8 protein-coding genes, 3 pseudogenes and 1 riboswitch are annotated in these 11,610 nt (G+C 39.9%); of the genes and pseudogenes, 2 read left to right on the forward strand and 9 right to left on the reverse strand.

Annotated features, from left to right (window positions below; genetic code table 11):
• The first annotated feature begins 43 nt into the window (after positions 1-43).
• Positions 44-442 carry an SA1362 family protein gene (locus ACO1DI_RS07025; protein ID WP_013059160.1) on the forward strand — a complete coding sequence of 133 codons (399 nt, stop codon included), beginning with the start codon at positions 44-46 and terminating at the stop codon, positions 440-442.
• Positions 443-472: 30 nt separating this feature from the next.
• On the opposite strand, the gene ACO1DI_RS07030 is transcribed toward ACO1DI_RS07025, so the two are convergent.
• The 6 genes and pseudogenes from ACO1DI_RS07030 to ACO1DI_RS07055 form a co-directional block, all read right to left on the reverse strand.
• Positions 473-1,354 carry a patatin-like phospholipase family protein gene (locus ACO1DI_RS07030; RefSeq protein WP_016765549.1) on the reverse strand — a complete coding sequence of 294 codons (882 nt, stop codon included), beginning with the start codon at positions 1,352-1,354 and terminating at the stop codon, positions 473-475.
• Between the two features lie 102 nt (positions 1,355-1,456).
• Entirely contained in the window at positions 1,457-1,888 is a 432-nt protein-coding gene (gene mntR / locus ACO1DI_RS07035) for a transcriptional regulator MntR (RefSeq protein WP_013085004.1), read from the reverse strand.
• 285 nt (positions 1,889-2,173) lie between these two features.
• Positions 2,174-3,295, reverse strand: a pseudogene (locus tag ACO1DI_RS07040) (hypothetical protein); the annotation flags it as partial.
• Positions 3,296-3,577: 282 nt separating this feature from the next.
• Positions 3,578-4,231, reverse strand: a pseudogene (locus ACO1DI_RS07045) (ribonucleoside-diphosphate reductase); the annotation flags it as partial.
• Between the two features lie 378 nt (positions 4,232-4,609).
• Positions 4,610-5,398, reverse strand: a pseudogene (locus ACO1DI_RS07050) (ribonucleotide reductase N-terminal alpha domain-containing protein); the annotation flags it as partial.
• A 312-nt stretch (positions 5,399-5,710) separates the two neighbouring features.
• Entirely contained in the window at positions 5,711-6,544 is an 834-nt protein-coding gene (locus ACO1DI_RS07055; RefSeq protein WP_013085005.1) for a lipoate--protein ligase family protein, read from the reverse strand.
• A gap of 230 nt (positions 6,545-6,774) precedes the next feature.
• Here ACO1DI_RS07055 and ACO1DI_RS07060 point away from each other — a divergent pair, with 230 nt between their 5' ends.
• The gene (locus ACO1DI_RS07060) at positions 6,775-7,158 is read left to right on the forward strand and encodes a rhodanese-like domain-containing protein (RefSeq protein ID WP_014458235.1); all 384 of its coding nucleotides are present in this window, start codon (positions 6,775-6,777) and stop codon (positions 7,156-7,158) included.
• Between the two features lie 44 nt (positions 7,159-7,202).
• Here ACO1DI_RS07060 and gcvPB read toward each other — a convergent pair whose 3' ends face one another.
• From gcvPB to gcvT, 3 genes are read right to left on the reverse strand one after another with little or no spacing between them, the layout of a single operon-like run.
• Positions 7,203-8,681, reverse strand: coding sequence for an aminomethyl-transferring glycine dehydrogenase subunit GcvPB (gene gcvPB, locus ACO1DI_RS07065; RefSeq protein ID WP_182420448.1), 1,479 nt, complete (start codon positions 8,679-8,681; stop codon positions 7,203-7,205).
• Positions 8,674-10,020 (reverse strand): aminomethyl-transferring glycine dehydrogenase subunit GcvPA, encoded by a 1,347-nt coding sequence (gcvPA, locus tag ACO1DI_RS07070; RefSeq protein WP_182420449.1) that lies wholly within the window; start codon positions 10,018-10,020, stop codon positions 8,674-8,676. The genes gcvPB and gcvPA overlap by 8 nt, the downstream gene beginning before the upstream one ends.
• 20 nt (positions 10,021-10,040) lie before the next feature.
• Positions 10,041-11,141 (reverse strand): glycine cleavage system aminomethyltransferase GcvT, encoded by a 1,101-nt coding sequence (gene gcvT / locus ACO1DI_RS07075; protein ID WP_182420450.1) that lies wholly within the window; start codon positions 11,139-11,141, stop codon positions 10,041-10,043.
• A 212-nt stretch (positions 11,142-11,353) separates the two neighbouring features.
• A riboswitch (glycine riboswitch) is annotated at positions 11,354-11,446 on the reverse strand.
• Positions 11,447-11,610 lie beyond the last annotated feature (164 nt).

Raw genomic sequence — 11,610 nt, forward strand, 5'->3', positions numbered from 1 at the left:
ACCGTTTTGCTTTCTTTTTTTACTATTTTAGGAGGTGAACAAAATGAGACGTCCATTCGTGAAACCACTTGTATATGGTCTAATCGGGTTAGGAGTCATTGGCTTTGCATTTACGTTGATTACAGATCCAGCTGTTTTATTACGTCAAGCAGGTTATATTTTTCTGTTTATCATTTTGTTTTACTTAGTTTATCGGTTTATTCTCCGCCCTTCTCAGACAAAAGGTCAAGATAGAGGCTATGTGCGCGCAGTAAAGCAATCGAAACTGCGTCAAAAAGAAAAAGAGCGAGGAAGCAACAAAGTTGATATGCATACGTACCGAAGCTCAAATAAGCGCCCGGTATCCAAATCAACGAAACCGCTAAAGAAAAAGAAAAACAACTCACACTTGACCGTCATCGAAGGTAAAAAAGGAAAAAAGAAAAATAGAGCATTCTTTTAAAAAAACAAGGAGAAAAGCCTCCTTGTTTTTTTAATAGCACCATTTTTTCAAAAATGCCCTTGTACGCTTTTTGCCAAACGCAATCAGCTCTTCCTTCCGCTCTTCTGTGAGGGTAAATTCTGTAGCAAAAACTTGATTAACAGGTAAAAAGATAATATTTTTTTCGTGACGTTTTGAAATATGTCTCGCATCGTGCGCATCTTTCATCGTCTCAAAAAGCGCACTGAATAAACCAACGGCATTCTTAATTTTATTCCTTTCTCTCTCTTCGTCCTTCGGGCTCAGCTTCACACCAATTACCGGTCGTTTCTTAAGACTTTTATCGTCATCAAATAGAAAAATTGGAAAGTTGCTTAACACGCCCCCGTCGACTATTAAACTGCTTGGGGTAGATTTTAATTTAACCGGCTCAAAAAAATATGGAATGCTGCAGCTCATTCGAACGGCTCTTGCTACAGAAAAACGATTCGGGTCGATTTGATATTTAGGCAAATCATCTGGAAGAACAAGCATCGTACTATTGGTCAAATCTGAAGCAATGATACGCAGCGACTGATCAGGCAAATCAGCGAATGTACGAATTCCTCTGCTCCGCAATTTCTCAGCAATCCACTTTTCAAGCCTTTCTCCTTTATATAATCCCATTTTCCAATATAAAAACAGCCACTTTGTCAAGCTTGATGGTAAAAAAGACATTCTTTGATCTAAAAAAGACGATAACTCAATTTCATTCATCATTTCAACAATTTCTTCACTTGTATAACCGGCTGCTACAAATGCACAAATAATGGAACCCGCACTCGTTCCGGCTAACCGCCGAAAGATCAACCCTTTTTCTTCTAGAGCTTGTAACGCGCCAATCAGTGCAAGCCCTTTAATACCGCCACCTGAAAACACTCCGTCGACGTACACAGCCTCTCCTCCAAACTACCCACTCTACATTTGTAGTCGACTCAGCAACAAGTTATGATAAAAAGAAAAAAAGCAGTGACGCTATTGGCCGCTGCTTTTTTATTATAATTTTTGCTCTTCTTCATTTCGTTTTTGTACGTTGCGAAGATCTTGAATACGATTATGATTTTCTTCAAAGTATTGAACTAAATCCCCAATTCGATCAATGGAATTCCAGCTTAAATGATGTTCAATTCCTTCTACGTCATCATAAATATTTTTCTCATCCACGCCAATGATTCGCAATAGCTGCTCTAAAAGCTCGTGGCGATAAACAAGACGTTTTCCAATCTTCTGTCCCTTAGCTGTTAAAACAAGGCCTCGATATTTTTCATAAATTAAGTACTCATCTTTGTCTAGTTTTTGAACCATCTTTGTTACAGATGAGGGGTGAACCGCCAATGCATCAGCAATATCAGACACTCGAGCGTATCCTTTATCTTCAATTAGCATATATATTTGTTCAATATAATCTTCCATACTCGGTGTAGGCATGAAATCTCCCCCAATTAATATTATGTATTACTAATAATAAATCATAAATGTCTGTTTCTTATAGTGATATCGTGTTCATGTTTGATAATCTATGTGAAAAAAACGTGTAAATAAAGCGATGTCATAAGATAAAACTGGATAAAAGACATTCAATTAAAATCATACTACAATGCTTATTCAAATACAAGAACCGTTCGTTCCCGCTTCTTATTTATGCCCCATTTTCATACATAATAAAAGCCGACTCACTTGAGTCAGCTTTTACTAGTCAATCATGATTAAAAATTAAAGGCCGCATTTCAGCTGTGCACCACAGTTTGTACATGTGTTGCATCCGCCCATTTCCTCTACCGTTCCTTGACGGCAAACCGGACAAGTATTGCCTACTTCAGAACCGATTGTTACATCAGTTGAACGAATTTCGTTAATTGTATCAACTAACACCACGTGCGGTTTTGTTTCTTCTTTTGGCGCTTCAATTTCTTCATCAAATGTATTTTCTTCTGCTTTTAGCGTTAAGACTTGTGCATCACGGCTTCCGTCTACGTACACTGTACCGCCTTTTGCTCCGCCTTTATACAGACGCTCGTACACTTTTTGAACTTGCTCTACCGTGTAACCACGAGGAGCGTTTACTGTTTTACTAATTGAACTGTCAATCCAGCGCTGAATCACACATTGCACGTCCGCGTGAGCTTGTGGTGCAAGTTCCATAGCTGAAATGAACCATTCAGGAAGGTTGTTTGGATCTGCTTCTGGATGCTGATCTAAATACTCTTGAACGATATCAGCTTTTACTTCAATAAATTTACCTAAACGGCCGCTTCGGAAGTATGAGAATGAGAAATAAGGTTCAAGACCCGTTGATACTCCAACCATTGTTCCAGTACTGCCTGTTGGCGCTACTGTTAATAAATGAGAGTTTCGGATACCGTGCTCTTTAATGTTTTCACGAATATCTTCAGGCATTTTTTTCATGAAGCCTGTATTTGTAAATGCTTCACGTAAAGAAGCCGTTTCAGCATCTGTTTCGCCCACTAAGAACGGGAAGCTTCCTTTTTCTTTTCCAAGCTCTACAGACGCGCGGTAAGCCGTCGTGGCAATTGTTTCAAACACTTTATCTACTAACTCATTGCCTTTGTCAGAGCCGTATTCTGTTTCACAATAAATAAGAAGATCGTGAAGACCCATTACACCAAGACCAACGCGGCGTTCGCCAAGCGCTTGCTTTTGGTTCTCTTCTAAGAAATAAGGAGTTGCATCAATAACGTTATCTTGCATTCTAACGCCAGTTTCAACCGTTTGACGTAGCTTTTCAAAGTTAACAGTTTTTGTTTCTTTATCTGCCATTTGCGCTAAGTTAACAGCAGCTAAGTTACAAACAGAGAATGGTGCAAGTGGTTGTTCCAAATTTGTTATCGTAAAGGCTTTTTATCCTCTACCTCTTACGCTTCATATTTACGTAAGTTCAGCATACGTTTTCGTTACAATTATTCAGCCATTTCTTTCAAGTACTTTTTCGGAGCTTTAAAATTGTAACGTTGCGGCCTCTTGGAAGCATTATAGTCTGTTATACAGGATCAGCTTCTATGCGTTGCCCCTGACTAAACCTTTACGTTTAGCCTTCGGTTCAGATTCCCATCTCAGGGTTCCTGCTTTATTCCGCAATGTTTTACATGAGGCAAACTATTCACCACATGGATTCGTTGCAACAACGTGCTGACCATATGCTTGAGCATTTGTCATGTCATTAGCATTGTCAAAGAAGAAAATGCCTGGTTCAGCTGAGTACGTTGCACAAATATTAATTAAGTTCCATAGCTCTTTTGCACGAATAGTACGGTACGTACGAACTTTGTTTCCTTGTTTTGCCCACTCGCGCACATCGCCTACTTCGTGCCAGTTTTCATTGTAGTTAGCCATTTCTTCTTTTGAATAGCTTTCTACGTCTGGGAAGCGAAGTTCGTATTCACCGTCGTTTTCAACAGCATCCATAAAATCTTTTGTTAAGCATACAGAAATGTTTGCTCCTGTTAAAAACTCTGAGTTATGAACGCTGTACGTTCCGCCTGTTTGCAGCTTTTCTTCTGCATCTTTAATGATTTTTTCACTGAACCCACCAAGACCAGGAATTTGTTTATAGTTAATGATTCCTTGGTACATCGCTTCTTCAGACTCTGTTAGCGGCGTGAACTTCAATTTATCTTGAGCGTGCTTTTTAATCATTTCGTCATTTGTGTTTTCAATTAAGAAACGTAAAATGCGAGGGTTTTGCATTTTAGAAATAATAAACTCTACAATGTCAGGATGCCAGTCGGCAAGCATGATCATTTGGGCCCCCAATTTGTTACTCTTCGTTAAGAAGGGTACGGTCATTTCTGCCGTACTCTTACACTTTCATGTAAGATCAGACTATATCATCAAAGAAGAAAATCCCTTTGTCTCGTGCCCCATAGCGACGTTGCCGTTTGCTATGGTTTACTCCTTCCTTTGCTTCCATCATAACACCTACTTTATTCACTAAAGTTTTATTGCATTAGAACTTTTAGGAAGTTTCAATAGTCGTTGAACCTTTATCTTCGTTTCCAAAGACACTTGGCTGCTGATTGCCCAATCTTTCCTCTTTTCTAACCATCACGCTCATCGTTGCCGATCACGTTGTGGTGAAGAAAGCTCTAAGGGTGTTCCAGCAATTCACGAGATTACGTCGCCGGTTTGTTAACGACGCGACCCACCTTGCTCAACAAGATGCGTCAGTTTAGCAATATCATCCAACCATGAAACCGAACCAGATGATTTGCCGTTTACACCGCGAGCCAGCGTGTTGCGCGGGCGAAGAGTTGAACCATTCGTTCCAACACCGCCTCCACGGCTCATGATTTCCATTACTTGTTTGCGGTGTTCTGAAATACCTTCACGTGAATCTTTTACATAAGGCATTACGTAACAGTTGAAGTACGTTACGTCCGTGTCAGCACCTGCACCGTAAAGAACGCGGCCAGCTGGTACAAAGTTTAGCTGAACAAGCTCTTGATAGAACTTTTCAAACCACTCTTTGCGCTTTTCTTCTGTTTTTTCCACAGAAGCTAAGCCTGTTGCATTACGTTTTGCAATTTGCTCGTAGAAGACCTCTAGAGGCTTTTCAATGACATCTAAAGAACGAGTAATTAACCCATTTTCTGCTTCTTCAGGTGATAAAGCTCCTCTAAACTCATCTTCTACCTTGACAACAGCGGTTTTTTGCTCAAAATTAATGCTTTCCACATAGCCAAGTCCTCGTGCTGGAAATTTTGGATCTTCCTTTACAGTTAGAACAACAAAATCTCCTTCTGATAACGTTAATTTTTCCGTATCTTTAAACGCATAGCGGTCTAACATTACCAATCTTGAAACACCTTTATGAGTTAACTTCATATCCGGTGTAATCGGATGTACTTGCGGAAAGCGTTCAATATCTGAATTGAGCTTTTCAACATTCATATTCACTTTTTGATTTAACAAAACAGTCATTCTCACAACTCCTTACCTATCGAACATCTATAAATTTATTAACTCTATTTCCTTTTAAAGGAAATAGAGTTTTTCAATCAACTATCAATAACTTACCACACGGCTTGGACGAATTCAATATATAGTATTTGACACTTCTCCAAACATCTACATATAGAAGGGTGTCAAGTGAAATATTTTTTTTTTCGTAAAAAAAGTGTTTGACTTTTCTTCCCTATGTATTCTATTAGCCAAGCATTGTTTCTAAAAATTCCAATAAAAAGTGCAACTTATAAGAAGTTGCACTTTTATCTATTTACCATCCGCATTCGTTTAGCGCTTAAAGTTCCATTCATCCGATCCGTACTTTGTGCGCGCTAGTTCTTCTACATATGCTTCCTCTTCTTCAGACAGTGTATACGGTTCTAAATCGATATCAAGAGCAGAAGCAAATCCTTTATAAAACGCTTCTTTTGCTTCTTCAATAGAGATTTTGCGGCCCGCAATTGCATTGATCGCTACCGCTTTAGAACGAAATGCGCGCTGCATTCTTTCTTTCACGCGGTCATTTGGGTAATTAAACACGCTGAATAATTTATCTTCATCAATCTCTAATAGGATAGAACCGTGCTGGAGGATAACTCCTTTTTGTCTAGTTTGAGCACTTCCAGCAATTTTGCGGCCCTCTACAACTAGTTCATACCAAGAAGGAGCGTCAAAACATACAGATGAACGAGGGTTTTTTAAGCTATTTTTTTCTTCTTCTGAACGAGGAATAGCAAAATAAGCCTCGAGCCCTAACGAACGAAAACCTTCCAGTAAACCTTCTGAAATCACGCGGTATGCTTCTGTAACTGTCTTAGGCATGTTAGGATACTCTTCAGATACGATGACGCTGTAAGTAAGCTCTTCGTCATGAAGCACGCCCCTGCCGCCCGTTGGACGTCTTACAAAGCCTAATCCTAATTCTTTTACTTTATCAAAGTTAATTTCTTTTTCAGCTTTTTGAAAATAACCGATCGACAGCGTTGGAGGGTTCCATCCGTAAAAACGAATCGTAGGTGGAATTTCCCCTTTACTATGCCATTCTAATAACGCTTCATCTAACGCCATATTGTAATAAGGCGAACGGTTGTTGGAATCAATAAATCTCCACTTTGCTTTCATATACCTCATCCTCAGCTATATGTAATATAAAAAATAAATCCGTTTTTTAGTCTACCAAAAGATTGAGCTAAGGAAAAGCAAAGAGCAACACAAAACTGTGAATTCAAATGTGGTAGTTTTTTCATTTTCGGGAAGAAATCCGCTAGATTCAAGGCAAAATCGCTTTACTTCTAATTTCATTCACTTATATAATAAGAGTATGGATTTTGTCGAAGAAAGGAAGAATCAGCATGTCAGCAATTACAGCAGTACTCATTTTACTTGGAGTAATCATCATATACTCTGTCGTTATGTTCTTTGTCCAACGTCGCATTATGAAAACGTTAACTGAAGAAGAATTCCGCAGCGGCTACCGCAAGGCACAGCTAGTTGATATTCGTGAACCGAATGAATTCGAAAACGGACATATTTTAGGCGCACGAAATATTCCTCTGTCACAGTTCCGTATGCGCATTAAAGAATTTCGTTCAGATCAGCCTGTCTACATCTATTGTCAAAGCGGAATGCGCACAGGACGCGCAGCACAAATGCTTCGTCGCCACGGTGTTAAAGAAATCTATGATTTAAAAGGCGGCTTCAAAATGTGGAACGGTAAAGTGAAAAAGAAAAAATAATGGTATGTATATAGAAAAACCTCGCCTTTGGGCGAGGTTTTTTGTTAGACGTTTTGAACAGCCTGTTCTTTCTGATAGCGAAGCACTGGCTTTCTAGCTGCCAGCGTTTCGTCAAGGCGCTTCACAACCGTTGTATGAGGAGCTTCCTGTACGACTTCAGGCGTTTCTTCTGCTTCTTTTGCAATTTGAATCATCGCATCGATAAACGCATCTAGCGTTTCTTTCGACTCTGTTTCCGTTGGTTCGATCATCATGCACTCTTCTACGATAAGCGGGAAGTAGATCGTCGGCGGATGATAGCCAAAATCAAGCAGTCGTTTCGCGATATCCAATGTGCGTACGCCAAGCTTTTTCTGACGTTTTCCTGATAAAACAAATTCGTGCTTACAGTGACGGTCAAACGGCAGCTCATAGTGTTCTGCTAAACGACGCATCATATAGTTGGCATTTAGCACAGCGTTTTCCGTCACGGCTTTTAAGCCGTCTGGCCCCATTGAACGAATATACGTATAAGCGCGAACGTTGATACCGAAGTTGCCGTAAAACGGCTTTACGCGTCCAATTGACTGAGGACGGTTATAGTCAAAGTGATAGCCTTTTTCTGTTTTCACAAGCACTGGTTTAGGCAAATAAGGAATTAGATCTGCTTTTACCCCTACCGGACCAGAACCAGGACCGCCCCCTCCATGAGGACCTGTAAACGTTTTATGAAGGTTTAAATGAACCACGTCAAATCCCATATCTCCAGGGCGAGCTTTACTTAATACTGCGTTTAAATTTGCACCATCATAATAAAGTTTCCCACCTGCTGCGTGAACAATTTCAGCCATTTCTAAAATATCTTCTTCAAATAACCCTAGCGTATTTGGGTTTGTTAACATTAAAGCAGCTGTATCTTCTCCCACTACGCGGCGTAAATCCTCTAAGTCCACTAAACCATGTTCGTTTGATTTTACCGTTACCGTTTCAAATCCCGCAACTGTTGCCGAAGCCGGGTTCGTTCCGTGAGCTGAGTCTGGAACAATGACTTTTGTTCGCTGCGTCTCACCATTTGCTTCGTGATAGGCACGAATCATCATAAGCCCGGTCCACTCGCCATGAGCACCTGCTGCTGGCTGAAGTGTTACTTCATCCATTCCCGTAATTTCTGTTAAATGCTCTTGTAAATCATATAAAAGTTCGAGAGCACCTTGAACCGTTTGCTCATCTTGAAGAGGATGAATATGCGCAAACCCAGCAATGCGTGCTGCTTGTTCATTCACTTTTGGATTATATTTCATCGTACATGAACCAAGCGGATAAAACCCTGAGTCCACTCCGTGATTTCGTTTTGAAAGCGCGGTGTAATGACGCATAATATCGAGTTCTGATACTTCAGGAAGCTCAGGCGCTTCGGTACGGACATACGCTTTTCCAAGCAGTTCTTCAGCATTTACTTGCGGCACATCTAACTCCGGCAATGAATAGCCGATTCGCCCTTCTTTACTGCTTTCAAAAATAAGTGATTGATTTTGATTAAGCATGAAGATCCCCCAATTCATTTACAAGTTGGTCAATTTCCTCTTTTGTACGGAGCTCTGTAAAAGCAAGCAGCATGTGATTTTCAAGCGCTTGGTTATCACGGCTAAGATCATAACCGCCAATTATTTTTGATGCTAATAAACGATTGTTGGCTTCTGTTACCGAAACAGGAAGCTTCACGACTAATTCGTTAAAAAACGGTCCTTCATATGCTACATTTACCCCTTTTGCCTTTAACGCTTCATATGCATAATGCGTTTTTGATAAGTTTTGCAGCGCCATTTCTTTTACACCTTGCTTGCCTAAAGCTGTCATGGCAACTGATGCCGCTAAAGCATTTAACGCTTGATTTGAACAAATGTTAGACGTCGCTTTATCGCGGCGTATATGCTGTTCACGTGCTTGAAGGGTTAAAACAAACCCTCGCTTACCGTTTTCATCTACTGTTTGCCCTACTAATCGTCCTGGGATTTTTCGCATAAGCTTAGACGTAGTTGCAAAGTATCCGCAGTGGGGGCCTCCAAATTGACTTGGAATACCAAATGGCTGTGCATCTCCAATGACGATGTCCGCTCCGAATTCTCCAGGAGGCGTAAGTAAACCTAATGATAAAGGATTACTTGAAACCACAAACATGCATTTTTCTTGATGAGTCATTTCTTCAATTTCTTTTAACGGCTCGATTTGTCCATAGAAATTTGGGTATTGGACAATAACAGCTGCCACGTCACTCCCCATCTCTTTTTCCAATGCAATCATATCTGTTACTCCGTCTGCTGCAGGGATTTCTACCACTTCAATGTATTGACCCTTCGCATACGTTTTTAACACATCTTTTGACTCAGGGTGAACAGCCGCAGAGACAAGTACTTTTTTCTTTTTTGTTTGACCCGCACTGAGCATAGCGGCTTCTGCTAAAGCAGTTCCTCCGTCATACATAGAAGAATTGGCCACGTCCATCCCCGTTAACTCACAAATCATTGTTTGGAATTCAAAGATGGCCTGAAGTTCTCCTTGAGAAATTTCTGGTTGATACGGAGTATAGGCCGTATAAAATTCCGAACGAGAAATAACATGATCAACAATAACCGGCATGTAATGATCATAAACTCCTGCTCCTAAAAAAGAAGCATAGTCTTTTAAATGAGCATTTTTAGCAGCCATATTATTTAATTCTTTTAACAGCTGAGGCTCTGAAGCCGCTTTTTTAATATTGTATTCTCCTTGAAACCGAACGCGCTGCGGAATATCTGAAAATAAATCATCAACAGATGAAACACCAATTGCTGCTAACATTTGCTGCTGATCTTGTTCTGTCATTGGTAAATAGCGATGTAACATGTTAAATTCCTCCCCAAAGCTTACTTTGAACGTTTATAAAAAGGTGTTGAAACCACTTTTGCTTTTAAGCGTTTTTTTCGAACCTGCACTTCCACTTCTTGACCAAGCTCTGAATATTCTGCTGATAATAGTGCTAAACCGATGTTTTTCTTTAGTGTAGGTGACTGTGTTCCTGTTGTCACAAATCCAATTTGTTCTTCACCTGCAAATACTTCGTAACCGTGTCGTGGTATACCTTTATCAATCATCTCAATTCCCACTAACTTACGGGACGCTCCGCTTTCACGCTGTTCTTTTAACACTTCTTTTCCAATAAAGCTGTCTTTGTTCGTTTTCACTGCAAATCCAATTCGAGCTTCAATGGGCGTAATATCTTTTGAAAGCTCTTGGCCATATAAAGCCAAAGTAGCTTCAAAACGAAGCGTATCGCGAGCTCCTAACCCGCAGGGCAACACACCTTCGTCACTGCCTGCTTCTAAAATAGCCGTCCACAAGTGAGAGGCGTCAGCTGAAGAACAATAAATTTCAAAGCCATCTTCTCCGGTATATCCAGTACGTGAAACGAGAGCTTTTACATTCGCTACTTCTACATCATCAGCAAATGTAAATGGCTTTAAGGAAGATAAATTTTCGTTCGTTAAAGTTTGTAAAACTTTTTCTGCTAAAGGACCTTGTAAAGCTAGCTGCGCAGTTTCATCAGATTGATTAACGAGCGTTACATCTCCTTGTTTGTGAGACACTAGCCACTCATAGTCTTTTTGAATATTAGCAGCGTTTACGACTAGCAAATACTCTTGATCTGCTTTTTTATAAATCAGCAAATCATCTACCGTGCCTCCGTCTTCATAACACATAGCTGTATACTGTGCTTTTCCATCTACAAGGATAGAAACGTCATTCGTCATCGTGTGCTGAAGAAAAGCTAAGCTATCAGCTCCTGTTACAAGAATTTCTCCCATATGAGAGACATCAAAAAGACCTGCCTTTGTACGTACAGCTTCATGCTCTTCTTTAATAGAAGAAAATTGAACGGGAAGAGCCCATCCTCCAAAATCAATTGTTTTGGCACCATATTTTTGATAGATATCATAAAGCGGCGTTTTGTGTAATTCTGTTGTCATATTTATGTCCTCCTCTTTTTCACGTAAAACTTTTCATAACGGGGAGTTTTCAAATAGTGTGGGGATCACTATGTATCCAAACAAAAAAGGACAGAAAACCCCCTACTGTATTTAGTAGGAAGTCTCTGTCCTTTTCACCTGAAAGTTTACCTATAAACGAATAGGTTTGCCTCGTGGGTGGTCTATAAACGCATAGACACTCTCCAGAGCTGCGTCAAACAAGAGTCTTTTTGCCTGAGAGATTCACAATTTTATTGCTTGCTCCTTCGGCGCTACATTCAAGTAGTCTCTCCCCGTGTCGTCATTCGCTTCTATAAAGTTGGTAAAGTTGGGCATACTACTGAAAGATGTATCTATCTTTATTCACACAATCATTTGTAAAGTGCTAATCTATTTTCTTTTTCAAATTTTCTAAATATATTTTTATCCTACCTGATTCTTATCATTTGTTCAATAAAAATTTTTTACA

Origin of the sequence: Priestia sp. 40, from assembly GCF_049368575.1 — a bacterium.
GTDB lineage: Bacteria > Bacillota > Bacilli > Bacillales > Bacillaceae_H > Priestia > Priestia zanthoxyli.

What these genes read in the sequence shown, in the direction of transcription:
- ACO1DI_RS07025 (WP_013059160.1), top strand. Translation starts at nt 44, where the DNA reads ATGAGACGTCCATTCGTGAAACCACTTGTATATGGTCTAATCGGGTTA.
- mntR (WP_013085004.1), bottom strand. Translation starts at nt 1,888, where the DNA reads ATGCCTACACCGAGTATGGAAGATTATATTGAACAAATATATATGCTA.
- ACO1DI_RS07055 (WP_013085005.1), bottom strand. Translation starts at nt 6,544, where the DNA reads ATGAAAGCAAAGTGGAGATTTATTGATTCCAACAACCGTTCGCCTTAT.
- ACO1DI_RS07060 (WP_014458235.1), top strand. Translation starts at nt 6,775, where the DNA reads ATGTCAGCAATTACAGCAGTACTCATTTTACTTGGAGTAATCATCATA.
- gcvPB (WP_182420448.1), bottom strand. Translation starts at nt 8,681, where the DNA reads ATGCTTAATCAAAATCAATCACTTATTTTTGAAAGCAGTAAAGAAGGG.
- gcvPA (WP_182420449.1), bottom strand. Translation starts at nt 10,020, where the DNA reads ATGTTACATCGCTATTTACCAATGACAGAACAAGATCAGCAGCAAATG.
- gcvT (WP_182420450.1), bottom strand. Translation starts at nt 11,141, where the DNA reads ATGACAACAGAATTACACAAAACGCCGCTTTATGATATCTATCAAAAA.